Origin of the sequence: Pseudomonas fluorescens, from assembly GCF_902497995.1 — a bacterium.
GTDB classification, from domain to species: Bacteria; Pseudomonadota; Gammaproteobacteria; order Pseudomonadales; family Pseudomonadaceae; genus Aquipseudomonas; species Aquipseudomonas fluorescens_BK.
Map to the genome: position 1 here is coordinate 64,431 of NZ_CABVII010000009.1, position 25,806 is coordinate 90,236.

Annotated in this window: 21 protein-coding genes and 2 pseudogenes; 7 read left to right on the plus strand and 16 right to left on the minus strand. The window is 60.3% G+C overall.

Annotated features, from left to right (window positions below; all coding sequences use genetic code 11):
• Window positions 1-29 precede the first annotated feature (29 nt).
• Window positions 30-941, plus strand: a complete 912-nt coding sequence (gene lpxC / locus F8N80_RS12515; protein WP_095079844.1) for a UDP-3-O-acyl-N-acetylglucosamine deacetylase — start codon at window positions 30-32, stop codon at window positions 939-941.
• A gap of 204 nt (window positions 942-1,145) precedes the next feature.
• On the opposite strand, the gene F8N80_RS12520 is transcribed toward lpxC, so the two are convergent.
• The 6 genes and pseudogenes from F8N80_RS12520 to F8N80_RS12545 all read right to left on the minus strand — a co-directional run bounded on the left by F8N80_RS12520 (window position 1,146) and on the right by F8N80_RS12545 (window position 9,699).
• Window positions 1,146-2,642 carry a GGDEF domain-containing protein gene (locus tag F8N80_RS12520; protein WP_150746177.1) on the minus strand — a complete coding sequence of 499 codons (1,497 nt, stop codon included), beginning with the start codon at window positions 2,640-2,642 and terminating at the stop codon, window positions 1,146-1,148.
• Between the two features lie 307 nt (window positions 2,643-2,949).
• A complete protein-coding gene (locus F8N80_RS12525) occupies window positions 2,950-3,174 on the minus strand; it encodes a hypothetical protein (RefSeq protein ID WP_150746176.1) in 225 nt (74 codons plus the stop codon).
• Window positions 3,175-3,400: 226 nt separating this feature from the next.
• Window positions 3,401-4,765, minus strand: a complete 1,365-nt coding sequence (locus F8N80_RS12530; RefSeq protein ID WP_150746175.1) for a heavy metal sensor histidine kinase — start codon at window positions 4,763-4,765, stop codon at window positions 3,401-3,403.
• Window positions 4,755-5,432, minus strand: coding sequence for a heavy metal response regulator transcription factor (locus F8N80_RS12535; RefSeq protein WP_150783961.1), 678 nt, complete (start codon window positions 5,430-5,432; stop codon window positions 4,755-4,757). Before F8N80_RS12535 ends, F8N80_RS12530 begins: the two co-directional genes overlap by 11 nt.
• Window positions 5,433-5,441: 9 nt before the next feature.
• Window positions 5,442-8,542 (minus strand): annotated as a pseudogene (locus F8N80_RS12540) (multidrug efflux RND transporter permease subunit).
• Window positions 8,539-9,699, minus strand: coding sequence for an efflux RND transporter periplasmic adaptor subunit (locus F8N80_RS12545; protein ID WP_150746172.1), 1,161 nt, complete (start codon window positions 9,697-9,699; stop codon window positions 8,539-8,541). The pseudogene F8N80_RS12540 and the gene F8N80_RS12545 overlap by 4 nt, the downstream one beginning before the upstream one ends.
• A gap of 368 nt (window positions 9,700-10,067) precedes the next feature.
• Between F8N80_RS12545 and F8N80_RS12550 the strand changes: the two genes are divergently transcribed.
• Entirely contained in the window at window positions 10,068-10,325 is a 258-nt protein-coding gene (locus F8N80_RS12550; RefSeq protein WP_150746914.1) for a hypothetical protein, read from the plus strand.
• A 157-nt stretch (window positions 10,326-10,482) separates the two neighbouring features.
• On the opposite strand, the gene F8N80_RS12555 is transcribed toward F8N80_RS12550, so the two are convergent.
• The 5 genes and pseudogenes from F8N80_RS12555 to norR all read right to left on the minus strand — a co-directional run bounded on the left by F8N80_RS12555 (window position 10,483) and on the right by norR (window position 14,085).
• Window positions 10,483-11,232, minus strand: coding sequence for a YkgJ family cysteine cluster protein (locus F8N80_RS12555; protein ID WP_150746917.1), 750 nt, complete (start codon window positions 11,230-11,232; stop codon window positions 10,483-10,485).
• Between the two features lie 83 nt (window positions 11,233-11,315).
• Complete coding sequence (locus F8N80_RS12560; RefSeq protein WP_150746913.1) at window positions 11,316-11,642, minus strand: hypothetical protein; 327 nt, start codon at window positions 11,640-11,642, stop codon at window positions 11,316-11,318.
• Between the two features lie 174 nt (window positions 11,643-11,816).
• On the minus strand, window positions 11,817-12,275 hold the full coding sequence (locus F8N80_RS12565; protein WP_150784002.1) for a GNAT family N-acetyltransferase: 459 nt from the start codon (window positions 12,273-12,275) through the stop codon (window positions 11,817-11,819).
• Window positions 12,276-12,302: 27 nt separating this feature from the next.
• Window positions 12,303-12,461, minus strand: a pseudogene (locus F8N80_RS12570) (chemotaxis protein CheV); the annotation flags it as partial.
• 73 nt (window positions 12,462-12,534) lie between these two features.
• Complete coding sequence (gene norR / locus F8N80_RS12575) at window positions 12,535-14,085, minus strand: nitric oxide reductase transcriptional regulator NorR (RefSeq protein ID WP_150746912.1); 1,551 nt, start codon at window positions 14,083-14,085, stop codon at window positions 12,535-12,537.
• A 154-nt stretch (window positions 14,086-14,239) separates the two neighbouring features.
• On the opposite strand from norR, the gene hmpA reads away from it, so the two are divergent.
• Entirely contained in the window at window positions 14,240-15,421 is a 1,182-nt protein-coding gene (gene hmpA, locus F8N80_RS12580; protein ID WP_150783962.1) for an NO-inducible flavohemoprotein, read from the plus strand.
• A 361-nt stretch (window positions 15,422-15,782) separates the two neighbouring features.
• Here hmpA and F8N80_RS12585 read toward each other — a convergent pair whose 3' ends face one another.
• The 5 genes from F8N80_RS12585 to F8N80_RS12605 form a co-directional block, all read right to left on the minus strand.
• A complete protein-coding gene (locus F8N80_RS12585) occupies window positions 15,783-16,439 on the minus strand; it encodes a helix-turn-helix transcriptional regulator (RefSeq protein ID WP_150746910.1) in 657 nt (218 codons plus the stop codon).
• 90 nt (window positions 16,440-16,529) lie between these two features.
• Window positions 16,530-17,657 carry an NAD(P)/FAD-dependent oxidoreductase gene (locus F8N80_RS12590; RefSeq protein ID WP_150746909.1) on the minus strand — a complete coding sequence of 376 codons (1,128 nt, stop codon included), beginning with the start codon at window positions 17,655-17,657 and terminating at the stop codon, window positions 16,530-16,532.
• 151 nt (window positions 17,658-17,808) lie between these two features.
• Window positions 17,809-18,756, minus strand: coding sequence for an ornithine cyclodeaminase family protein (locus tag F8N80_RS12595; protein ID WP_191632916.1), 948 nt, complete (start codon window positions 18,754-18,756; stop codon window positions 17,809-17,811).
• 126 nt (window positions 18,757-18,882) lie between these two features.
• Complete coding sequence (gene rhlB, locus F8N80_RS12600) at window positions 18,883-20,370, minus strand: ATP-dependent RNA helicase RhlB (RefSeq protein ID WP_150783964.1); 1,488 nt, start codon at window positions 20,368-20,370, stop codon at window positions 18,883-18,885.
• 98 nt (window positions 20,371-20,468) lie between these two features.
• Entirely contained in the window at window positions 20,469-21,125 is a 657-nt protein-coding gene (locus tag F8N80_RS12605; protein WP_150746906.1) for an alpha/beta hydrolase, read from the minus strand.
• A 467-nt stretch (window positions 21,126-21,592) separates the two neighbouring features.
• Here F8N80_RS12605 and F8N80_RS12610 point away from each other — a divergent pair, with 467 nt between their 5' ends.
• The 4 genes from F8N80_RS12610 to F8N80_RS12625 all read left to right on the plus strand — a co-directional run bounded on the left by F8N80_RS12610 (window position 21,593) and on the right by F8N80_RS12625 (window position 25,751).
• Window positions 21,593-22,621 (plus strand): amino acid ABC transporter substrate-binding protein, encoded by a 1,029-nt coding sequence (locus F8N80_RS12610; protein WP_150746905.1) that lies wholly within the window; start codon window positions 21,593-21,595, stop codon window positions 22,619-22,621.
• Window positions 22,622-22,686: 65 nt separating this feature from the next.
• Window positions 22,687-23,868, plus strand: coding sequence for an amino acid ABC transporter permease (locus F8N80_RS12615; protein WP_150746904.1), 1,182 nt, complete (start codon window positions 22,687-22,689; stop codon window positions 23,866-23,868).
• Window positions 23,869-23,878: 10 nt separating this feature from the next.
• Window positions 23,879-24,976 carry an amino acid ABC transporter permease gene (locus F8N80_RS12620; RefSeq protein WP_150783965.1) on the plus strand — a complete coding sequence of 366 codons (1,098 nt, stop codon included), beginning with the start codon at window positions 23,879-23,881 and terminating at the stop codon, window positions 24,974-24,976.
• 10 nt (window positions 24,977-24,986) lie between these two features.
• Window positions 24,987-25,751, plus strand: coding sequence for an amino acid ABC transporter ATP-binding protein (locus F8N80_RS12625; RefSeq protein WP_150746902.1), 765 nt, complete (start codon window positions 24,987-24,989; stop codon window positions 25,749-25,751).
• Window positions 25,752-25,806 lie beyond the last annotated feature (55 nt).

The window sequence follows — 25,806 nt, forward strand, 5'->3', positions numbered from 1 at the left end:
TCGCAATTTGCGCTGAAGCGGCCCAAGCCATGATTAAACAACGCACACTGAAAAATATTATCCGTGCTACAGGTGTAGGCCTGCACTCCGGGGAGAAGGTATACCTGACCCTCAAGCCCGCACCTGTCGATACCGGCATTGTGTTTGTTCGTGCCGATCTCGACCCTGTGGTGCAGATTCCTGCCCGCGCGGAAAACGTTGGTGAAACCACGATGTCGACCACATTGGTCAGTGGTGATACCAAAGTGGATACGGTGGAGCACTTGCTCTCGGCCATGGCTGGCCTGGGCATCGATAACGCCTACGTCGAGCTCTCCGCGTCCGAAGTTCCGATCATGGATGGTAGCGCTGGACCTTTCGTATTCCTGATTCAGTCGGCCGGCCTGGAAGAACAGGACGCCGCCAAGAAATTCATCCGCATCCTGCGGGAAGTGACAGTGGAAGACGGCGACAAGCGCGCCACTTTTGTCCCTTTCGAAGGCTTCAAGGTGAGTTTCGAGATCGATTTCGATCACCCGGTTTTCCGTGACCGCACACAAAGTGCAAGCGTGGATTTTTCCAGCACTTCGTTCGTAAAAGAAGTCAGCCGCGCCCGTACCTTTGGTTTCATGAGTGACATCGAGTATCTGCGCAAGCACAACCTCGCACTCGGCGGCAGCGTTGAGAACGCTATTGTGGTCGACGCGGATGGTGTACTGAACGAAGATGGCCTTCGTTATGAAGACGAATTCGTGAAGCACAAGATCCTTGACGCAATTGGTGACCTCTACCTGTTGGGCAATAGCCTGATTGGTGAGTTCAAGGGCTTCAAGTCCGGACATGCATTGAACAACCAGTTGCTGCGCAAGTTGATTGAGCAGACAGATGCCTGGGAAGTCGTGACTTTCGAAGACGCCAGCACTGCACCGATCTCTTACATGCGCCCTGTTGCGGCGGTGTAAGCAAAAAACCTCTCTAGTTTTTCAAGGCTGCCTTCGGGTGGCCTTTTTTTATGCCCCGGTTTTTTGTGGTGTTTGGGCCGGCCTCTTCGCGAGCAAGCCCGCTCCCACATTGGATCTTCAGTGTTTACAAATTCCGTGAGCGATACAGGTCCAATGTGGGAGCGGGCTTGCTCGCGAAGGCGTCAGTTGCAGTAACACAGAGTCTCAGTCAGCAGCCACCACCCGATTACGCCCACTGTCCTTGGCCTGATACAACGCCTTGTCCGCGGCAAACAGCAATTGCTCCAGGCTGAAGTCGCTCTTTGTGGTCCAGGTGCTGATACCAATACTGACAGTCATCGGCGACCCTGCAACCCCCGTCAACGGCAACTGCTCGACCGCTGAACGGATATGTTCGGCAATTCGCTGCGCACCCTGGCTGTCGGTTTCCGCGAGAACCACCGAAAACTCCTCGCCGCCATAACGCGCGACCAGATCCGCCGGACGTCGGACGTGGGCGCTGATCACTTCGGCCACCGAGCGCAACGCAGCATCGCCACCCTGATGCCCATGGCGATCGTTGAACGCCTTGAAGTGGTCGGCATCAATCATCAGCAGCGACAACGGCATGCCCGAGCGTTGGGCACGAAACCATTCATGGCGCAGGACCTGATCCAGGGTCCGGCGGTTGGCCAGACCGGTCAACGCATCCGTGGCCGCCAGTTGCGCCAGCTCCTGCTCGGCGTTATGGCGCAGGCGCAATTCCCGGCTGAACAACCAGGTCAGCCAGAGCAGACTCACGCACAGGGCCAGGGTCGCCAGGCTGACCACCAGCGCCGTGCGCTTCCACGACGCATAGACTTCATCGCTGGACAGCGCAACGATGACGATCAACGGCAGGTTGCCGACCTGGGAAAACGTGTACAGGCGTTCATCCTGATAGCGGCTTGAAATGCTGGTGAAGCTGCCGTTGCCTTCTTTGACGATGCGCTGGAAGTTGGGACGGTTACTGAAATCCTTGCCGATCAGCTCTTCGGCCGGACGTGGTTCCAGGGCCAGGAGAATACCGTCCTTGCTGATCAGGGTGACGGTACTGTCTCGACCGATGTTCAAGCTGTTGAACAACTGATCAAAGTAGTTCAAACGCATGGCGGCTTCGGCCACGCCCAGGAATTCGCCTTGGGTGCCACTGATCCGGCGGCTGAAACTGATACGCCATTCATGTTCAGCCTCTGCCGGCCTGAACGGGCGGCTGATGAACATCCCCGGGGTCCGATCATTCACATGGGACTGGAAATATTCACGGTTGGCAAAGTTGCCCTTTCTGGGTTCCACCGAGGCCGAGTCGGCAATCACGTCGCCCCGGTTGTCGAGCAACAAAATGTCGCCTTTATAGGGCGCAGCAGTGGCGCGGTCGAACAAGGCCAGATGGCGGATGAGCGGGGATACGGATTTGAGGTCTTCACGCTGCGAGGCGGCAATCAAACCCAGCAACGACAGATCGTAGAGTTGTACGTTGCGCAGCACGTCGGCGTCGATCAATTGCACGATATTGGATGCTGCGCGAGTGGCCGACAACTCGGCGTTGGCGCGTTCACGGATCAGCAGGAAGGCGACAATGCTCAGTATTGCAATCACCAACAGCAAACTGCCGAGAATCAGAATCCGTTCCGGTCGCGCCGAACGGATCGGGTGGCGAGGTATCGCATGGCGCACACTCATGGTTCTGACTTCTACTGATTAGGCGTAATGAGATTTCTAGTGCTCAAATCAGCAGAGCTCTGCGGAAACCGTTGCGTTCACAGCGCCTGTATAAATCCCGATAAAAGAAAAGGCCAGAGAAACATGCTGGCCTTTTTTGTTGCCGGAGTCAGAGAAGTGGATGGGGCAGTCGATTATCACTCGGTTTTCGTTACAGCGATTGCAACGAACCGGCGAAAAAAAGCCGCTGAGAGCAGCGGCTTGAAGACAACTTTCCAAAGGTAAGAGCCGATGAAAGTGTCGAGGGAAACAGAGTGCTTTCTAACAGTCAGCTGTCTTTCTCCAGGCCTGTCTGGGCCCGATTGGTCGACGCCTGAGGGGTTTGCGCGGCATCCTGAGCCTTGGCCGTCATTTCGCTCTGATACTCTTCGAACGCTGCAGCTCGTGCATTGTTTTGCGCGGCGAAAGTCTGCGACTCTTCAGCCATGGCGACCGGAGTCAGGAACAACGAGGACAAAACGAAAGCGCTGGCAATACCCATTGTGTTGGACATCTTTAAAACCTTCTTGCTTGGCAAGTGCTGTTTGGTGCGGCAACGATAAGGCGCAATGAGGCGGGGAAAAAGAGCGGATTCATGAAAGGACTGTTGCGGAAAGCACAAGGATCGCATCTGCAGGAGCCGGCTTGCTGGCGAAGGCGTCTTCATGGGTGGTGCAAGGCTCGAGGGCGTTTTCGCTGCGGTGCGGCGATCCGACAAGCCAACTCCTACAGGGGGGGCGTCAGACGGGGAGGTGGATGCCGAAGGTATTCATGCCGTGATCACTTCGCACAAACACGTCTCCGCCATGCATCAGTGCAATCGCCTTGACGATCGCCAGGCCCAGGCCGTGGTTGTTGCCACTGTTGCTGCGCGAAGCATCGACCCGATAGAAACGCTCGAATAGTCGCGACAGATGCTCGCTGGCAATCGGCGATCCCGGGTTCGCGACACCGATGCTGACCTGATGCTCCTCGACCTCGATCCGCACCTGAATCACTTGCCCGGGTTCGGTGTGCTGCACGGCATTGCTCAGCAGGTTGATCAACGCGCGCCGCAGATGAGCGATTTCGATCCGCACCTGGGCATCGCCACTGACCTGCACCTGGACCTGGGCGTCTTCGAGGATGAAATCCAGGTATTCCAGAGTGGTTTCCACTTCATCCGCCAAGGAGGTGGACGTCAGCTTGGTGGCCTTGCTGCCTTGGTCGGCGCTGGCGAGAAACAGCATGTCATTGATGATCGAACGCAGCCGCTCAAGCTCTTCGAGGTTCGATTGCAGCACTTCGAAGTAGTGTTCGGCTGAACGGCCGCGGGTCAGTGCCACTTGAGTCTGGCCGATCAGATTGGTCAGTGGCGAGCGCAGTTCGTGGGCGACGTCGGCATTGAATGATTCCAGGCGCGAGTAGGCCTGTTCGACCCGTTCGAGGGTGGAATTGAACGAGTTGACGAACTGATTGAGTTCCGGCGGCAGTGAGGCCAGTCGCAACCGCCCGGAACGCAATGGCGGGGCCAGGCGCTGGGCTTCCTGAGACAGCTTGATCAATGGCTTGAGGCCGATCCGCGCCACCCAATAGCCGAGTGCCGAGGCCAGCAGCACACCGATGATCGCCAGGCTGATCAGGGCAATCAACAAATGGTGCTGAGTCTGGAAAAACGTTTCGGTGTCGATGCCGATCATGAAACGCAGCGGCGGTCGCTGATCCTTGGCGGGAAACTGGCTGACCAGCACCTTCAATGGATAAGGCTGATCCGGCAGTTTCAGGTCTCGCATGCCCAGCGGCCCTTGGGCAAAGGCGCGAATCTGCGGTGTCAGGTTGCCATATTCGTAATGGGGGTCGCCGCTGACGATCCAGAAACTGATGCGCTTGTCTTCTTCGCCCAGCAGCTTGAGCTTGTTGTTGATCTTCACCCAATGCTCCGGCGTGCCGTAACGGCCGACGGTGGATTCGAGCACGCTGTAGCGTGCATCCAGCTCGGCTTCGGGCAACAGGCCCAGGCCTTTATCGACCTGCTGGTACAAGGCCCAGCCGATCAACAGAAACACCAGGAGCGCCACCAGCGTAAACATCCCGCTCAAGCGCAGCGCAATGCTGTTACTGGACACCACGGCTCTCCAGCACATAACCCATGCCGCGGATGGTGTGCAGCAGTTTCTCTTCGAACGGCCCGTCGAGCTTGGCCCGCAGGCGTTTGATCGCGACTTCGACGACGTTGGCGTCGCTGTCGAAGTTGATGTCCCAGACCATCTCGGCGATGGCGGTTTTCGACAGGATCTCACCCTGACGCCGGGCCAAAACGCTGAGCAGCGAGAACTCCTTGGCGGTCAGGTCCAGGCGAATGCCGGCGCGGGTGGCCTTGCGGCTGATCAAGTCGATCCACAGGTCGGCGACGCTGACTTGCACCGGTTCATGGCCGCCGCTGCGGCGGGTCAAGGCTTGCAGGCGCGCCACCAGCTCCAGGAAGGAAAAAGGTTTGCCGAGGTAATCGTCGGCGCCGTCGCGCAGGCCTTTGATGCGGTCTTCCACACGCTCGCGGGCAGTGAGCATGATCACCGGGGTTTGCTTGCGAGCACGCAATGCGCGCAGTACACCGAAGCCGTCAAGGCCCGGCAGCATGACGTCGAGGACGATCACCGCGTAGTCGCTTTCCAGCGCCAGGTGCAAGCCGCCGACGCCGTCGCGCGCCAGGTCCACGGTGTATCCCTGTTCCGTCAGGCCGCGATGCAGATAGTCCGCGGTTTTTTCTTCGTCTTCGATAATCAGAACGCGCATGACCTCGCCTCAGTCTGTGGTCGCCAGCACCGGTACCGGTGCGGGTTCAGGTCGATGGAATAGCCGCTCGAGCCACAAGTATATGACCGGAGTGGTGAACAGCGTCAGCGCCTGGCTCACCAGCAGGCCGCCGACGACCGCGATCCCCAGGGGCTGGCGCAGTTCGGCGCCGGTGCCGTAACCGAGCATCAGCGGCAGCGCGCCGAGCAGGGCGGCGAGGGTGGTCATGATGATCGGCCGGAACCGGGTGATACAGGCCTGGTAGATCGCCTCTTCCGGAGCCAGGCCGCCTTTGCGCTGGGCTTCGAGGGCGAAGTCGATCATCAGGATGCCGTTTTTCTTCACGATGCCGATAAGCAGCACCAGCCCGATCAGCGCCATGATCGAAAAGTCCTGGCCCCAGATCCACAGCATGATCACCGCGCCGAGCCCCGCCGACGGCAGGGTCGAGATGATCGTCAGCGGATGCACGAAGCTCTCGTAGAGCACGCCGAGAATGATGTACACCGCCACCAGCGCCGCCAGAATCAGCCAGGGCTGGCTGGCCAGCGAACTCTGGAACGCCTGGGCCGCGCCCTGGAAGTTGCCGCTGATGGCCGCCGGCATGCCGATTTCGGCCTTGGCCCGATCGAGCATGATCACCGCATCGCCCAAGGCCACGCCGGGTGCCAGGTTGAACGACAGGTTGGCGGCCGGGAACATGCCGTCATGGGCGATGGACAGCGGACCGATGGTCGGCGCATCGAATTTCGCCAGTGCCGAGAGCGGCACCATCTCTCCACTCAGCGGCGAGCGCAGGTAGAAATAGTTAAGGCTTTCGGCTTTGCCGCGTTGTCGGGTGTCCAGTTCCAGGATCACGTTGTACTGGTTGGTCTGGGTCTGGAATTCATTGATTTGCCGCTGACCGAAGGCGTCATACAGCGCTTCGTCGACATCACTGGCAGTCAGGCCGAAACGTGCTGCCGCGCTACGATCGATGCTGATGTGGGTAATGCTGCCGCCCAGTTGCAAGTCGTTGGAAATGTCGCGAAAGGCCGGATTGCCGCGCAGTTTTTCCGTCAGGCGCTGGGTCCAGGTGCTGAGGGTCGCGCCGTCGTTGCTCTTGAGCACGTATTGGTACTGGGCGCGACTCGGGCCGGAACTGAGGTTGATGTCCTGACCGGCGCGCAGGTACAGCACGATGCCCGGGACTTTCATCAGTTGCGGGCGAATCCGGTCAATGAACTCGCTGGCAGAGACATCGCGGTCGCCGCGTTTTTTCAGGGAGATCCAGAAGCGTCCGTTGGCGATGGTCTGGTTGCTGCCCGAGACGCCGACCGAGTGGGAAAAAGCTTCCACGGCCGGGTCGGCAGCGACGATTTCGGCCATCGCCAGGTGTTTTTTCACCATGTCACCGTAGGAAATATCAGCGGCCGCCTCGGTGGTGCCCAGCACGAAGCCGGTGTCCTGCACCGGGAAGAAGCCCTTAGGAATGAAGATGTAACCGGTGATGGCCAGCACGAGGGACAGGCCGAACACGCCGATCATCAATGTCTGATGGGCGAGGGCGCGACGCAGGCCTTTCTCGTACCACGCCAGCAAACGCTCGCCGAACCCCGGTTTGTCGTGGGCATGGTGCACCGGCGCACGCATGAACAACGCCGCAAGGGTCGGCGCCAGCGTCAGGGACACCACCACCGAAATCATGATGGTCGAGGTCGCGGTCAGGGCGAACTCCTTGAACAACCGCCCGACCACGCCGCCCATGAACAGCAGCGGAATAAACGCCGCCACCAGCGAGAAACTGATCGAGACCACGGTAAACCCGATCTCGCCGGCGCCCTTGATCGCCGCTTCGCGCATGCCGTCGCCCGCCTCCAGGTGCCGGTGGATGTTTTCCACGACCACTATCGCATCGTCGACCACAAACCCCACGGCCACCACAATCGCCACCAGCGTCAGGTTGTTCAGGCTGAAGCCCATGATGTACATCAGGGCGAAACTGGCGATCAACGACACTCCGAGCACTGCGGTGACGATCAAGGTCGCCGACAGTTGGCGCAGGAACATGGCCATCACCGCGACCACCAGCATGATCGCGATCAGCAAGGTGATTCCACTTCATGCAACGAGGCGCGGATGGTCTGGGTCCGGTCGACCAGCACCCCGACCTGGACCGAGGCGGGCAGCATGGCCTCCAGCGTCGGCAAGGCCGCCTGAACCCGGTCCACGGTCTCGACGATGTTGGCCCCCGGTTGCCGGAAGATCACCAGGTTGACGCCCGGTTGATCGCCCGCCCAAGCCTGGACGTAGGCGTTTTCCGAGCCGTTGACCACTTTCGCGACATCTCTGAGATGAACCGGTGCACCGTCTTTGTAGGAAACGATGAGTTGGCTGTATTCCTCAGGGTGGAACAACTGGTCGTTGGTGGACAGGGTCGAAATGCTCGACTCACCGTACAACGCACCCTTGGCCAGGTTGAGGCTGGTCTGCTGCAGCGCCAGGCGAATGTCCGCCAGGGTCAGGCCGATGGCGGCGAGTTTGTCCGCCGAAGCCTGAACGCGAATGGCCGGACGTTGCTGACCGGTGATGTTGATCTGGCCTACGCCATCGATCTGGCTGATCTGACGGGAGAGCAGGGTTTCGACCAGGTCGCTGAGTTCCGTGCCGGGCATCTGGGTCGAGTTGACGCTGAGGATCAGCACCGGGCTGTCGGCCGGGTTGACCTTGCGCCAGGTGGGCAGGGTCGGCATGTCCTTGGGCAATTTGCCAGCGGCGGTGTTGATCGCCGCCTGGACTTCCTGGGCGGCGGTGTCGATGCTTTTGTCGAGGGTGAACTGCAGGGTCAGGTTGGTCGAGCCCAGCGCGCTGCTCGAGGTCATCTGGGTCACGCCGGGGATGGCGCTGAATTGCACTTCAAGCGGTGTGGCGACCGACGACGCCATGGTTTCCGGACTGGCGCCGGGCAGTTGCGCGGCCACCTGGATGGTCGGGAATTCAGCTTCCGGCAGCGGCGCGATCGGCAGTCGCGGGAAGGCGATGACACCGAGCAATACCAGGGCGAAGGTCAGCAGGATCGTCGCCACCGGGTGATCGATGCACCACGCCGAAACCGAGCCGTGCCCCTTCATGGTTGCGCCTGCGACCGGACCACTTGCGGCGGGTCAGTCAGTACCTGGACGGTGGAACCTGGCTTGAGGCGCGATTGGCCATCGCTGACCAGCACATCGCCCGGCTTGACGCCTTTGATGATGTCCTGGCCGCTGCCCTGGTAGACCATCTGCACCTGGACGGTTTCGACCTTGTCACCGTTGATCCGGTAGACGAAATGTTGATCGAGTCCGCGTTGCACGACAGTGGGCGGTACCACCAGCGCATCTTTATCCAGCGCGGTCTGAATCTTTACCGTCACCAGCAGGCCGGGCCAGAGTTTCTGCCCGGTGTTGTTGAATTCGGCCTTGGCGCGGATGGTCCCGGTGTTGGCATTGATCTGGTTGTCGATCAGGGTCAGATGGCCTTCGCCCAACAGGTTGCCGGTTTCGCCGTCGGTGTCGGCGCCGATGTAGGCCTTGACCCGGGCGCGCTGTGGATCGTTGATCAAGCTTTGCAGGGTCGGCAGCATTTGCTGCGGCAGGGAAAACTCGACGGCGATGGGGTCGATCTGGGTCACGGTGAACAAGCCTTGGGTGTCGCTCATTCGCAGGAAGTTGCCTTCGTCCACCGTACGAATCCCGACGCGACCGCTGACCGGGGAACGAATCTGTGTGTAGGAAAGCTGCACCTGAGCGGCGTCGATCGAGGCCTGATTGCCCTGCGCGGTGGCCTTGAGTTGGTTGACCAGGGCTTGTTGCTGGTCGTAGGTCTGTTTGGAAACGCCGTCGTCGACGCTCAGCAGTTTGTAGCGCTTGAGGTTGACCAGCGCTACCTGCAACTGCGCCTGGCTTTCGCCCAGTTGCGCCCGGGCCAGGTCGAGACTGGCGCGGATCGAGCGGTCGTCGATGGTCGCCAGCAGGTCGCCTTTGCTCACCAGCTGCCCTTCCTTGACCAGGATTTGGGTGAGAATGCCATCGATCTGAGGGCGCACCACGACGCTGTGCAGGGACAATACCGAGCCAATGCCGCTGACGTAGCGAGGGACGTCTTTTTCGGCGACGGCGACCACACGCACGGGGATGGCGGTGGGGGCGGCCAGTTTTGCCGTGGCGGGCTTGGTGAGGTGCCAGGTGCCCAGCGCTGCCAGGACAATCAGCAGACCGGCGATCAGGGCGGTTTTTTTCTGAATTCGCATGCGGATGGGGCGCCGGGCTGGGTGGTCGGAGTTTTGTCAGGTTTATACCTTCCTTTATAAACCTGTTCGCCGGTCAGGAAGGTGACGGCTAACTGACGGCGCTGTCAGTTTGGGGCTTGGGGTTGTCTGTTCTGGCCTCTTCGCTGGCAAGCCAGCTCCCACAGGGGTTCGTGGTGTACACCAATCCCGTGTAGGAGCTGGCTTGCCAGCGAAGGCGTCAGACTTGCCAGCGAAGGCATCAGACCAGTCACCACAAAACCCGACAGACTTCCCAGTGGCTAGAAGCTTGCAGCTCCCGAGACAGGTATACTGCCGCCTTTCGCGGCTCGCTGACCGGGCCCGACTCTTTTGCATCACCCGGAGCTTTCATGACTTCCCCGACACAACCGCCGGTTGCCGACGCCTTGAGCGACGACCAGGCAGACCTGCCAGACAGCGTCGACTCCAGCGCAGACAGCGAAACCAAAGCCGTAATTCCAGCATTCAAGTTCCCGTTCAAACCGGGTGAACTGGCCGCAGCCAAGAATGCCAGTCAGCCCTGGTACAAGAATGGCGCGAAGAATGGCCATACCAAGACCCCGGGCGCTGCGCCTCCTGGGACTCGTCGTTCGATGGGTAAGCGTTAAGGTTTGATTTTTTGTGGTGGCTGATCTGCCGCCTTCGCGAGCAAGCTCCCACAATTCTGACCGCATCCCACCCTTGGAACGCGGTCAACTGTGGGAGCGAGCTTGCTCCGGGCGGCGTTCCGACGAAGGGGCCATCACAGGCGACACACCTGTTGAATCAAGCAGCCCGCAACGAAATAAACGCATAATTCAGCGGCGCATCAGTCTCCACTTGCGCGCCGGCCTCCAGCACTTGCCCGGCGATGTCGTCGCCCGACACATGGAACAGCCATTCGCTGCCCCAGTCATCCAGCGTCTTTCCAGCCACCTGGTCAAACACTGAAACAAAAGCAGCCATGTCCGGCAAATAAGCAGTAAACCCATCACCCTTCAGCGCTGTCGTCCGAATACCCAATAACGCACAAATCGCATCCTTGGTCTGAATATCATCGCGATCCGCCTGACGGGAGCGTTGAATCAATTCCACCAGCGCCTGATCCACCAATTCGCCACCCACAATCAGATCCGGTCCTTTTTCCCATGACTCGGTCGGACATTCCTTCAGCTTGGTGTTTAGCGGAATGTGCGGATTGATTTCCATCGGATAAATGCGGCACACCAGCGGCCGGCGTTCGTAGATTCGGCAGAGGTTGTCTTCGTCAAGATTCCGGCAGGGGCCGACGTTGTAAGCGGCAAAGGTGATCGCCACGCAGGCCTCGGATTCGCCACTGCGGACCCTCACCGAACGGCGTTCGGCGTGTTCGCGTTGCTGCACGGGCAAGCCCAGGCCATTGCCCAGGAAGCCTTCCACCAGCACGATGACTTGACCGCCGTCGGCTGCCCACATCCGGGTCTCGGCCAGGGTCAGGGGCACGTGGTGGTCGTTGCAGCATTTGCCACACCCTACGCAGGAAAACGTCGTATTCATTGAGCAGTCGGTCGCAGGTGAAGGCATGAAATGGCGACAGAAAGCCACCGTTAAGGCGGGTGTCAAAGCAAGTAATGCGCCAGTCACTGCACCTTGGCGGTTGGGCGGATGGAGTCCCACTCGGTCACGTAGGCGGTTTTGCTTTTTTTGTTGAAGAGACACAGCTCGGTGCCTTGCTGGCCTTTCATGTGTTTTTGCGGGTATTGGCCTTGCAGCAGAAGCGCGGTATAGCCAACCCGGTCATCGAACTGTGCGGCGTTGCCGACGGGTTTGGCATTCTTCAGCCCGCTGGCCTTGGTGCAACCGGCGAGCACGGCTTTGTCATGGGCGGCCCAGGCGTCGGGGCTGGAGGCGTGGGCCTGGGGGGCGAGGGCGGTGAGGCAGAGGACGGTCAGGGTTGCAGCTTTCATGGTTGAAGCATCCTTGGGCAGTTGGTTGGCCGAGGTTTGGAGTATGCCTGACGGTTTTGTGTTGAATGTGTCGGCCTCTTCGCGGGCAAGCCCGCTCCCACATTTGATCTTCATGAGACACAGATTTTGCGTACGACGAAAATCCATTGCGGGCTTGCCCGCGAAGGCGGTATGTCAGGCAGTAATCGCTTCCCTGCGGACCACATACATCCCGACACTTTCATACAGCCGCTGTGCCCGAAGATTGCCCTCCAATACCTTCAAATCCACAAACCCTTCGCGCCGCTGCTGAAACACGCTGAAAGCATGCAGCAGCAAGGCACGCCCCAATCCCTGGCCCTGAGCTCGCGGATGCACCACCAGATTCTTGATATAGGCGCTGGTCCAGCACTGGCACACGCCAACGATACCCTCGGCATCCAGGGCGATGAAGCACAGGGTCGGATCGTACTCGGGGTCGGTTTCGAAACGCTGTTGCCAGGCATCCAGCGTCGGCACGCGACCGCCACCTTCCTGATAGCCCAGCTGCATCAAGTGATGCACGGCGTGCGCCAGTTCGGGGCGGTATGCGCTGAGGACGAGTCCCTGAGGCCACGTGATCGCAGGCACAACTTCAGCGAGGTTGCGCCGCAGCAGAAAGCAAAATTGCTCGGCCAAGGCTCAATGACCTTGTTCGGCTACGGCCTTGGCCGCTTCGATCAGGCATTGGGTCAGTTCTGGCGAGGAGAATTTGGTCAGTACCGCATTGGCTCCGGCCAGTCGGGCTTTTTCGCTGTTCATGGCACTGTCCAGTGAGGTGTGCAGCAGCACATAAAGGTACCGCGCAGGGTGGCGATGCCTTTGACGTGGGGGTGCGATTCCGGCAGCCGGGTTATCGACTTGTCGGGGGCACTCACTTCATGCCCAATCGCTTGGCCATCCTTCCAAGGTTCGCCCGGTCCAGGCCCAGCTCTCGGGCCGCACTCGCCCAGTTGTCATGGTGGCGGTCCAGGCAAGCACTGATCAATTGGCGCTGATAATTTTCGGTGGCCTCACGCAAATCCCCCGACACCAATACCAGGGGGGCGGCGGTCGGTCGCTCGGAGGCGACTTCAACGCTGCCATTGGGCAAATCCAGGTCCGCCGCACTCAAGCTGAGGATCTTCGGCCGCTCCTTGCAGTTACCCAAAGCCTTCAGCGCGCTGCGGCCGATCAAGTGCTCCAGCTCCCGCACGTTCCCTGGCCACGCATACGCCAGCAGTGCAGCCTGGGCATCGTTGCTCAGGCGCAGGCTGTTGAGCCCCATGCGTGAGCGGTTCTGTTCCAGAAAAAACCCGCTGAGCAGCAGTACATCGCGCCCGCGATCGCGCAATGCCGGCACCCGCAAGGGGTAGACACTCAGTCGATGGTAAAAGTCGGCGCGGTAGCGACCGTTGCGCACTTCCTCGGCCAGATCGCGGTTGGTCGCGGCAATCAATCGCACGTCGACCTGATGCTCTTTGTCCGAACCCAGGCGCTGCAGCTGACCGCTTTGCAAGACGCGCAGCAATTTGGCCTGCACCGTCAGGGACAGTTCGCCGACTTCATCGAGAAACAGCGTGCCGCCATTGGCCAGCTCGAACTTGCCGCGCCGATCGTTCATCGCCCCGGTAAAGGCCCCGCGGACATGGCCAAACAGTTCACTCTCCACCAGCGTCTCCGGCAGCGCGGCGCAGTTGAGGCTGATGATCGGCTTGTCGGCCCGGGGCGAGGCGGCGTGGATGGCTTGGGCTACCAGCTCCTTGCCGACTCCTGTTTCGCCGGTGATCAGCACGGTCAGATCGCTGCCGCCCACCAGATCGATCTCTTCCACCAACCGTTTGTGGGCCTTGCTCTGGCCGATCATTTCGCGGTTCTGCAGGCCGCTGGCCTGGCGATAAACCTCGGCGCGCTGATGTTCGTCTTCGACACGATTGGCCAGGCGCTCGATGCGTTCGGCGGCGTTGACCGTGGCGGCGGCGAGGCTGGCGAAGGCTTGCAGGGCATCCAGTTCGATCGGTTCGAAGCGCTCGGGGTCGAGGGCATCCAGGGTCAGCAAGCCCCATGGACGCTCGTCGATAAACAGCGGGCAGCCGATGCAATCGTGGACTTCCAGATGCTCCTCGAGGCCATCGACCAGCCCGTCGTAGGGGTCGGGCAAGTCGCTGTCGGCGGCAAACCGGGTCGGCCCCGGGCTGCTGAGCAAGGCTTCGAATCGCGGGTGCTCGCTGATCTTGAAACGTCGACCGAGGGTGTCGGTGCTCAACCCGTCGACGGCCAGCGGCACCAGCCATCCGCCATCGATGCGCAGCAGGGCGGCAGCATCGCAAGGCAGCAGGGCACGCATGGCTTCGAGCAGGCGCCGATAGCGCTCGCCTTCGGGCAGTTCGCGGGACAGGTCGGAGACCAGTGGCAGCAGGGCGGTCAGCAGGGATTTTGCAGTCATAGTGACTCCGTGTAGTCGATATGACTATAAGTCAGACTGTGTCGTTATGACTATATACTTTTTAACTTATTGATTTGTAAGGTTTTAATTGTTGGCATGAAAACTGATATGTCTAGGCTATCCAGTTAGAAACCCGTAGCTCAGGAGTCACTTAATGCTTAGCGTTCAAGACCGTGCAATCGTCAAATCTACCGTGCCGTTGCTGGAAAGCGGCGGCGAAGCCTTGATCACTCACTTCTACCGCATGATGCTCTCCGAATACCCGGAAGTACGCCCGCTGTTCAACCAGGCTCACCAGGCCAGCGGCGATCAGCCCCGCGCCCTGGCGAACGGCGTCTTGATGTATGCGCGACACATCGACCAGCTCGACCAACTGGGCGACCTGGTGGCCAAGATCATCAACAAGCACGTGGCCCTGCAAATTTTGCCGGAGCACTATCCGATCGTCGGCAGCTGCCTGCTGCGCGCCATTTCCGAAGTGCTGGGTGACGAGATCGCCACGCCGCAAGTGATGGCGGCCTGGGGCGCGGCCTACGGTCAATTGGCCGACATCCTGATCGGTGCCGAAACCAGCATTTACGATCAGAAAGAACAGGCACCCGGTGGCTGGCGTGGCGCGCGGGAATTCATCGTGGCGGCCAAGGTTGAAGAGAGCGCGCAAATCACCTCGTTCTATTTCGAACCGGCTGACAAAGGCGCGATTCTGGCGGCAGAACCAGGCCAGTACATCGGCATGAAGCTGATCCTCGATGGCGAAGAGATTCGCCGTAACTATTCGCTGTCGGCCCTGACCAACACAGGCCAATACCGCATCAGCGTCAAGCGCGAAGAGGGCGGCCGCGCTTCCAACCACCTGCACGATCAGCTGCATGTCGGCTCCGCCATCCAGCTGTTTCCGCCATCGGGCGAGTTCACCCTGACGGCCAGCGACAAGCCGTTGGTACTGATCAGCGGCGGCGTGGGCATCACCCCGACCCTGCCGATGCTCGAAGCCGCGCTGGCAACCGAACGCCCGGTGCACTTTATCCACTGCGCCCGCAACGGTAGCGTCCACGCCTTCCGCGACTGGATCGACGGCTTGGTCGAGCGTCATCCGCAGCTCAAGCGCTTCTATTGCTACGACGAAGATGACGGGGTCAGCCCGGCGGCGGACAAGGTCGGGTTGTTGAGCCAGGAGCAACTGGGCGAGTGGTTGCCGCAGCAGCGCGACCTGGACGCTTATTTCCTTGGACCTAAAGGTTTCATGACGGCGGTCAAGCGTCACCTCAAGGCCTTGGGTGTACCGGAGAAACAAAGCCGTTACGAGTTCTTCGGGCCGGCTTCGGCACTGGAATAACCACTGACACCAAGAGATCGTACGATCTCTCGTAGGAGCCAGGCTTGCCGGCGAAGGCGATCTTGAGGACGCCTTCGCCGGCAAGCCTGGCTCCTACAGGTGGGTGTCGATCTTGAGGACGCCTTCGCCGGCAAGCCTGGCTCCTACAGGTGGGTGTCGATCTTGAGGCGCCTTCGCCGGCAAGCCTGGCTCCTACAGATAGGTGTCGATCTTGAGGACGCCTTCGCCGGCAAGCCTGGCTCCTACAGGTGGGTGTCGATCTTGAGGGCGCCTTCGCCGGCAAGCCTGGCTCCTACAGGTGGGTGTCGATCTTGAGGCGCCTTCGCCGGCAAGCCTGGCTCCTACGGATGCGTATTGGTTTTCAGCCCTTCAATTCCTTCAAGTGCTTGTACACCGTCGCTCGCCCCATGTTCAGCACGTTCGCCACATAATTGGCGGCGCTTTTGCCTTTGAAGGCACCCTCGGCGTGCAGGGCCAGCACCAGTTCGCGCTTGTGGTCGCGGGTCAGCAGGTTCAGGCTCAGCTGGCGCTCGCGCAGCCAGGTGTGGAGGAAGGTATTGATCCGCTCCTGCCAGTCATCGCGAAACAGTGAATCCGGCTGCGGAATCAACTTGCTCGGCGACAGGAACAGATCCAGCGCCGCCTTGGCATTCTCGAACAGCGAAATATTCAGATTGATGCACAGCACGGCCAGCGGATGACCTGCGCTGTCGCGCAACACGCTGCTCAGGCTGCGAATTTTCTGGCCATCCCAATTGAGTTTTTCATACGGCCCGATGTTTCGTTCGCTGATGTCGTCGCTGAGCATGTCCTCCAGTGCCGAATCGTCACCGATTGCCCGTTTCGACAGGTTGTTGGCGATGTAGTCGACTTTTTGCGTGCGCAGATCGTGCAACACCACCTCGGCGTGAGGGAAGAACAGCGTGGCGATGGCATCGGCAATCGCCCGGAAGTTGTCCAGCGGCGAACTCGCCAGCGCAGAGGCATCCAGGGCCGGATCTTGTTCGTGGGCGTTCATAAGTGGAGCTCCAGGCAGCATCGGCACCCTGTGAAAAAGGGTGCTGGAAGTTTGCCGCAATCGTATCGACACGTCACCTGAGGACGAAAATCAGCCCAGGCGAGCGGGGGAGAGCATCCCGGCGCTCAGGCCGAAGCGAGTGAGTTGCTCGGGCAAGGCTTCACCGCGAACCAGTGCGGCGCTCGCCTGGCCCATGGCGGGCGAAGTCTGGATGCCGTAGCCGCCTTGTGCCGCGACCCAGAACAGCCCCGGCACCTGCGGATCGAAGCCGGACAGCAAATCACCGTCAGGAACGAAGCTGCGCAGGCCGGCCCAGGTACGCGTCGGACGGCGGATGGTCAGGGTGGTGGCTTCTTCGATCTGATAGATGCCCATCGCGATGTCCAGCTCTTCGGGCTGCACGTCATGAGGTTCCACCGGGTCGGCGTTGGCTGGCGAACCGAGGAACATGCCGGCGTCGGGTTTCATGTAGAACGACTCGTCGAGGCTGACCAGCATCGGCCAGTGGTGGATGTCCACGCCTTCGGGGCCGGCGAAGATGAAGGCCGCGCGCCGCTTCGGTTGCAGCCCCAGTGGCTGGGCACCTGCCAGTTCACCGATCTTGTCGGCCCAGGCGCCTGCGGCGTTGATGATGATCGGCGCGCTGAAGGTCTGGCCGTTGGTTTGCACCTGCCACACGCCTTCGGCATCACGGGTCAGGCTCAGGACTTCGCTGTCGGTATGCACTTCACCCTGGTTGCGGCGGATACCGCGCAGGTAACCCTGGTGCAAGGCATCGGTATCGATATCGCTGGCGGTCGGGTCGTAGATCGCGCCGTGGACTTTTTCCCGGCGCAGGATCGGCAGGCGCGCACAGGCTTCGTCGGCGCTGAGCCGTTGCATCTCGGGCACTGTGGCTTTGGCGCTCAGGTATTGATTGTTCAACTCGGCCAGATCACCGGTGAAGTCCACGGTCATCTCGCCGCGCGGGGTCAGCAGCGGATGCTCGCAGAAACCGGCGGGTGGGGCGTCGAAGAAATCACGGCTGGCCTGGGTCAGCGCCCGAACCTGCGGTGTGCCATAGGCTGCGGTGTACAACGCGGCCGAACGTCCGGTGGAATGGTAGGCCGGATGGGATTCGCGTTCGAGCACAATCACCCGGGCGTGCCGGGACAGCCAGAAACCGGTGGAAGCGCCGGCGATCCCGCCGCCGATGATGATGAAGTCTGCCTGGTTCATGAACGTCTCCTCTAGTGCGCAAATCGAGTTTCCTGTAGGAGCGAGCGGTGCGGCGATCCGACTTGCCCGCGAAAAGGAACGCCGCGGTCTGTCAGGCCTACCGCGTTATCGTTCTTCGCGGGCAAGCCTCGCTCCTACAGGGGGGATGGGGTTAGTGCTGCAGGTGGTAGATGGCATTGGCCAGCGCAATGTCTTCCAGGCCCAGGCCGATGGAGCGGAAGAACACGTGACGGTCGTAACCGGGACGCTGGATTTTTTCGCTGAGCAGATCGGGCAGGTCGCCGACAATGGCGCTCTTGTCCCAGCCATGCTGTTCGCCGGCAATCAGCATTTCGCCAGCCGAGCCCGGTGTGGTCAGACGATAGTCGCAGAACACCTGCATGTCATTGAGGCTCTGCGGCGGCACTTCGTGGGCACGCGGGGCGTTGGTACTGATCGAGGTGATCAGCGCCGGCTTGCTCAAGTCAGAAGGGTCGATCACCGGGCCTGCTGACGAGGTGCAGAGCATGATCACGTCGGCGTCTTGAACGGCCGCTTCGCGACTGTCAACGATGGTCAGGCGTGGGTCGAGCGCACGCAGCGCAGCCAGTGCCTGGGCATTCTTGCCGCTCAGGCTCGGCGAGTAGAGGCTGATGCTCTGCCAGTCGCGCAATCCCTTGACGTAATGCAGGTGCGCCTGAGCCACCTTGCCGCTGCCGATAATCGCCAGGCGCTGCGCGTTCAACGGCGCAAGAGCATCGACCGCCACCGCCGTCGTCGCCGCAGTGCGGGCGGTGGTCAGTTCGCCGGCATCGCACAGCACCAGCGGCTGGCCGGTCTGCATCGACATCAACAGCGTCCAGGCCGTCACCAGCGGGCCTTCTTCGCGCACGATGTAAGGCGAGGTCTTGACCCCGTAAACACCCTCTTCCGCCAGCACGCCCAGGTAGTTGATGAAGTCCCCGGCACCCTGCGGAAATTCCACCAGTTGCTGCGCCGGTTGCACCGCTTGCCCGGCAGCCAGGTCGCGGAACAGCTTGCGCAGGATCTGCGGCACATCAACCTGGGTCAGCAGTTCGTGGGCCTGATGTTGGGTGATCACGTAAGGCGTACTGGGCATGGTCGGCTCCGGGAACTGGAAGTAAACTAATTTGTCCATTATGGACTTTTAGTCATCTCTGGCAATCTCCGGGCGAAAAAAAAGCGCAGTCCGTTTCCGGCTGCGCCTCTTTCTGCAAGGGACCCGTTACGGACGCTTGCGCTCAACTGCCCGCAATAGATGCGTTGGCGGCGTTTCACAGCTGATCTTGCGGCCCAGCAGCGCCTCGATGGACGGTAGCTGGTAGGAGTCGTCTTCACCGGCAAAACTGATGGACACGCCATCGGCGCCGGCCCGACCGGTACGGCCGATGCGGTGCACATAGTCGTCCGGGACTTCCGGCAAGGTGAAGTTGATCACATGGCTGATGCCGTCGATGTGAATGCCGCGACCGGCCACGTCGGTGGCGACCAGCACGCGGATCTTGCCTTCGCGGAAACCTTCCAGGGTCTTGATGCGTTTGTGCTGCGGCACATCGCCGGACAGCTGCGCGGCATTGACGCCATCACGCACCAGACGCTCTTCGATGCGTCGCACTTCATCCTTGCGGTTGGCGAACACTATCACCCGCTCCCAACCGTTGTCGTTGACCAGGTTGTAGAGCAGTTTGTATTTGTCGGCACCGGCCACGGCGTAGATATGCTGTTCGACGTTTTCGCTGGCCACGTTCTGCGACTCGATCTCGACGATCGACGGGTCGGTGGTCCATTGCTTGGCCAGGTTCATCACGTCTTCGGTGAAGGTCGCGGAGAACAGCAGCGTCTGACGCTCGTTCTTCGGCGGAGTCTGGCGAATGATCTGACGCACTTGTGGGATGAAACCCATGTCGAGCATCCGGTCGGCTTCATCCAGGACCATGACTTCGACCATGTCCAGGTGCACGTCGCCGCGCTGGTTGAAGTCCAGCAAGCGGCCCGGAGTGGCGACGAGGATGTCGCAATGACGGGCTTCGAGGTGCTTGAGCTGCTTGTCGAAGTCCATGCCGCCAACGAACGTCATGACGTTGAGGCCGGTGTACTTGGTCAGGTCGGCCGCGTCCTTGGCGATTTGCACCACCAGTTCCCGGGTCGGCGCGATGATCAGTGCCCGCGGTTCACCCATGTAGCGCTCTTTCGGCGGCGGGGTTTGCAGCAACTGGGTGATGATCGAGATCAGGAACGCGGCGGTTTTGCCGGTGCCGGTCTGGGCGCGACCGATGGCGTCTTTGCCGGCGAGGGTAAAGCCGAGCACCTGCGCCTGGATCGGCGTGCAATACGGGAAGCCCAGGTCCTGGATGGCGTGCATCAGTTCCGGGGCGAGTTTGAAATCGTGGAAACGGGTCTTGCCTTCCTGGGGTTCGACGGCGAAGTCTTCGAGTTTCCAGGGAATGACCGGCGCCTTCGGTTTGGGTTCGCGACGCGGTTTTGCCGGTTTCGGTGCTTCGCTGTGCGGCTGTTCGCAGGCGATGGCCGGGGCAGAGGGGGTGGCCGATGGGGTCATCGGCTCGTGCTTCGATGCCGCGACGGTTGCGGTCCGGCCAGACTGATTACCGTCGGTGCGGTGACTGGGGAGGTGAGACGGAGCGCTGGAGACTGGCGCGAGTTGCTCAGTCTCGCTTTTACCGAACATTTTCTTGAGTGCTTTGAGCACGGTCATCTCATCAATTGATTAAGGAATATACGCCGGCCAGTGTAATGCAAGAATCGGACGCGGCGTAGGGGGATGGATCAATGGGCGGCTTTTCGGCCAAACAGTTAACGCAAACGCTCGGCGAGCCAGGCACTGATGTCGCGAATCTCCTCGGGTAACACTTCGTGACCCATTGGGTATTCCTGCCATGTCGCGGTGACACCACGCTGCTTTAAATACTCGTAGGCGGTCCGGCCCATGGAATTTTGCACCACGTCATCGTACTGGCCGTGCAAGGACAGCACGGGAATGCGCTGCTGGCTGGCGGAAAGCTCCAGTTCGTCGCTGAAGGTCGGTGCATAAGTCGACAGGGCAAGTACGCCACCCAACGGCCCCTGCCATTTCACAAACGCGGTGTGCAACACCACGGCACCGCCCTGGGAAAAACCGGCCAGAAAGATACGCGAGGCGTCTATCCCGCTAGCGCGCTGTTCTTCGATCAAATCAAAGACCCTTTGCGCGGACGCTTCCAGCTGCTCGCGGCTGATCGCACGCGCCGGGCTCATGGCCAATATGTCGTACCAGCTCGGCATCTCGTAGCCACCATTGATGGTGACGGCGCGAGTCGGTGCCTGGGGAAGGACAACGCGGGTGGTCAGCAGTGTTTCCTGCAGCGCTTCGGCCACCGGCAGGAAGTCGTAGCGGTCGGCGCCCAGGCCGTGCAGCCAGATAACGCACGCGTCTGCGGGCTTGACGGGTTGAAGAATCAAGGGCTCGGTCATGGGTGCTCCATATATGTGCGTGCGCTCCCATTAAGTGCGAGATCTGGGGGCGCGTCTGGTTGATCAGTTAAGAAGATGTCGCAAGGCTACAAGTTTTGCTATTGACCTGTCGCTCAAGCGCTTTCTTGAGCGCTCTGGTACGGGCTTTGCTATGGGGAATCGGTACAACCGATCCCGCGCCTGGCGGTAACACTATCAGTGTACTGCTGGCTGTGGGATAGCAAAAAATCCGGTGATGGAAGTTCGCCAGTGGCCGCCACGGGCTTCGCGAACGTGAAAGGGCTACAGCCCGTTCGGCCGATTGGTGAGAAGTGAGAGGTCCATGATGTGGATTTTCTCCTACTAGACTCATAGCGCAGGTCCGACGTCGGTTGACCCTAAAAAAAGCCAACACGGGTCTACAACGCCTCATAAGGGTGCGACAGGACCTACGCTCCGACACAACAAGAGCAAAACTGGAGGTTTGAATGAAGATGTTGAAATCCACCCTGGCCGTCGTGACTGCAGCCGCAGTGCTCGGCGTCAGTGGGTTCGCTCAGGCGGGTGCAACCCTGGATGCAGTGCAGAAGAAAGGTTTCGTACAGTGCGGTGTCAGTGACGGTCTGCCGGGCTTCTCGGTTCCGGACTCCACTGGCAAGATCATCGGTATCGACGCCGACGTCTGCCGCGCTGTGGCCGCTGCCGTTTTCGGCGACGCGACCAAGGTCAAATTCAGCCAGTTGAACGCCAAAGAACGCTTCACCGCGCTGCAGTCCGGGGAAATCGACGTGCTGTCGCGTAACACCACCTGGACCAGCTCCCGCGATTCGGGCATGGGCCTGGTGTTTGCCGGCGTGACTTACTACGACGGCATCGGCTTCCTGGTGAATAACAAGCTGGGCGTGAAGAGCGCTAAAGAACTCGACGGCGCCACCATCTGCATTCAAGCCGGTACCACCACCGAACTCAACGTTTCCGACTACTTCCGCGGCAACGGTCTGAAATACACCCCGATCACCTTCGACACCTCCGATGAAAGCGCCAAGTCGCTCGAATCCGGTCGTTGCGACGTGCTGACCTCCGACAAATCCCAGCTCTACGCACAGCGCAGCAAGCTCGGGACCCCGACCGACTACGTCGTTCTGCCGGAAACCATCTCCAAGGAGCCCCTGGGCCCGGTCGTGCGTAAAGGCGACGAAGAGTGGTTCAGCATCGTGAAGTGGACCCTGTTTGCCATGCTCAACGCCGAAGAAATGGGCATCACCCAGAAAAACGTCGAAGCTGAAGCCAAATCCACCAAGAACCCGGACGTTGCTCGTCTGCTGGGCGCTGACGGTGAATATGGCAAGGACCTGAAAGTGAAGAAAGACTGGGTCGTGCAGATCGTCAAGCAAGTGGGCAACTACGGTGAAGTGTTTGAGAGAAACCTCGGCAAGAGCACTCCGCTGGCCATTGACCGCGGGCTGAACGGCCTGTGGAACAACGGCGGCATTCAATACGCACCACCAGTGCGCTGATGGTTCTATCACCCGGTGGGCCAACCGCCGGGTGATGTTCTGTTCCATTATTTGCGGGGCACTTCATGCAAAATTCAATCGGCGCACCCAAGCAGAGGCTCAGCCTCAGCGATCCCAAAGTGCGTGCGTGGCTATTTCAGATCATCACCATTGTCGCGGTGGTCTCGATGGGCTGGTACCTGTTCGACAACACGCAGACCAACCTTCAGCACCGGGGCATTACCTCCGGTTTCGACTTTCTGGAGCGCAGTGCCGGTTTCGGCATCGCCCAACACCTGATCGACTACACCGAATCGGACAGCTATGCCCGGGTGTTTGTCATCGGCCTGCTCAACACGCTGCTGGTGACCTTCATCGGCGTGATCCTGGCGACGATCCTCGGGTTCATCGTCGGTGTGTCACGGCTGTCGAAAAACTGGATCATCTCCAAGCTGGCGACGGTGTATGTAGAAGTTTTCCGCAACATTCCGCCGCTGCTGCAGATCCTGTTCTGGTACTTCGCGGTGTTCCTGACCATGCCGGGGCCGCGCAACAGCCATAACTTCGGCGACACCTTCTTCGTCAGCAGCCGTGGCCTGAACATGCCGGCCGCGTTGACCTCGGACGGTTTCTGGCCGTTTGTGGCGAGCATTGTCGTGGCCATTGTCGCCATCGTGCTGATGAACCGCTGGGCCACCAAGCGCTTCGAAGCGACCGGCGTGCCGTTCCGCAAGTTCTGGGCCAGCCTGGCGCTGTTTCTGCTGATCCCGGCGCTGTGCGCATTGATCTTTGGCGCGCCGGTGCATTGGGAAATGCCGAAGCTGCAAGGCTTCAACTTCGTCGGCGGCTGGGTGCTGATCCCGGAACTGCTGGCGCTGACCCTGGCCCTGACGGTGTACACCGCGGCGTTCATCGCCGAGATCGTGCGTTCGGGCATCAAGTCGGTCAGCCACGGCCAGACCGAAGCGGCGCATTCGCTGGGGCTGCGCAACGGTCCGACCCTGCGCAAGGTGATCATCCCGCAAGCCTTGCGCGTGATCATCCCGCCGCTGACCAGCCAATACCTGAACCTGGCGAAGAACTCCTCGCTGGCGGCCGGTATCGGTTATCCGGAAATGGTCTCGCTGTTTGCCGGTACGGTGCTGAACCAGACCGGGCAGGCGATCGAGGTGATTGCCATCACCATGAGCGTGTACCTGGCGATCAGTATCAGCATTTCCCTGCTGATGAACTGGTACAACAAGCGCATTGCGCTGATCGAGCGGTAAGGAAAAGCGCATGAGTACTCATACTTTCAAACCTGACATGCCGCCGCCGAACCGCAGCATTGGCGTGGTGGCGTGGATGCGCGCCAACATGTTCTCCAGTTGGCTCAACACCCTGTTGACCCTGTTCGCGTTCTACCTGATCTACCTGGTGGTCCCGCCGATCCTGGGCTGGGCGATCCTCGACGCCAACTGGGTCGGCACCAGCCAGGCCGACTGCACCAGGGACGGCGCCTGCTGGGTGTTCATCCAGCAGCGCTTCGGCCAATTCATGTATGGCTACTACCCGCCGGAATTGCGCTGGCGCGTGGACCTGACCGTGTGGCTGGCGGTGATCGGCGTGGCACCGTTGTTCATCTCGCGTTTTCACCATAAAGCGGTGTACGGCCTGAGTTTCCTGGTGCTGTACCCGATCATTGCCTACTTCCTGTTGCATGGCGGCGTCTTCGGCCTGACCACCGTGGCGACCAGCCAGTGGGGCGGCCTGATGCTGACCCTGGTGATCGCCACCGTCGGCATTGCCGGTGCCTTGCCGCTGGGGATTGTCCTGGCGCTGGGACGGCGTTCGAACATGCCGGCGATTCGAGTGGTCTGCGTGACCTTCATCGAATTCTGGCGCGGCGTGCCGTTGATCACGGTGCTGTTCATGTCCTCGGTGATGCTGCCGCTGTTCCTGCCTGAAGGCATGAACTTCGACAAACTGCTGCGGGCCCTGATCGGCGTGATCCTGTTCCAGTCGGCGTACGTGGCCGAAGTGGTGCGTGGCGGTCTGCAGGCGATTCCCAAAGGCCAGTACGAAGCGGCTGCAGCGATGGGCCTGGGTTACTGGCGCAGCATGGGCCTGGTGATCCTGCCGCAAGCCCTGAAGCTGGTGATCCCCGGCATCGTCAACACCTTCATTGCGTTGTTCAAGGACACCAGCCTGGTGATCATCATCGGTCTGTTCGACCTGCTCAACAGCGTCAAACAAGCCGCCGCCGACCCGAAATGGCTGGGCATGGCCACTGAAGGCTATGTGTTCGCGGCCCTGGTGTTCTGGATTTTCTGTTTTGGCATGTCGCGCTATTCCATGCATTTGGAACGCAAGCTCGACACTGGCCACAAGCGTTAGGAGTTCTGTCATGAGCGAAGCAATCAAACAGCCAGCGAGCCCTGAAGGCATCATTCAGATGCAGGGCGTGAACAAGTGGTATGGCCAGTTCCACGTGTTGAAGGACATCAACCTCAACGTCAAGCAGGGCGAGCGTATCGTGCTGTGCGGCCCGTCGGGTTCCGGCAAATCCACCACCATTCGCTGCCTCAACCGTCTGGAAGAACACCAGCAGGGCCGCATCGTGGTCGATGGCGTGGAACTGACCAACGACCTCAAGCAGATCGAATCGGTCCGCCGTGAAGTCGGCATGGTGTTCCAGCATTTCAACCTGTTCCCGCACCTGACCATCCTGCAGAACTGCACCCTGGCGCCGATGTGGGTGCGCAAGATGCCCAAGCGCAAGGCCGAGGAAATCGCCATGCACTATCTGGAGCGTGTACGCATTCCGGAGCAGGCGCATAAATTCCCGGGGCAACTGTCCGGCGGCCAGCAACAGCGGGTGGCAATTGCCCGTGCGCTGTGCATGAAACCAAAAATCATGTTGTTCGACGAGCCGACCTCGGCACTCGACCCGGAAATGGTGAAAGAGGTACTGGACACCATGATCGGCCTGGCCGAAGACGGCATGACCATGCTCTGCGTGACCCACGAAATGGGCTTCGCCCGCACCGTGGCCAACCGGGTGATCTTCATGGACAAGGGCGAAATCGTCGAACAGGCGGCGCCGAACGACTTCTTCGATAACCCGCAGAATGAGCGGACCAAGCTGTTCTTGAGCCAGATTCTGCATTGATCGACGCCTGGCAGTGAAATAAACCCGGACCTGTTCCGGGTTTATTTTTGCCTGA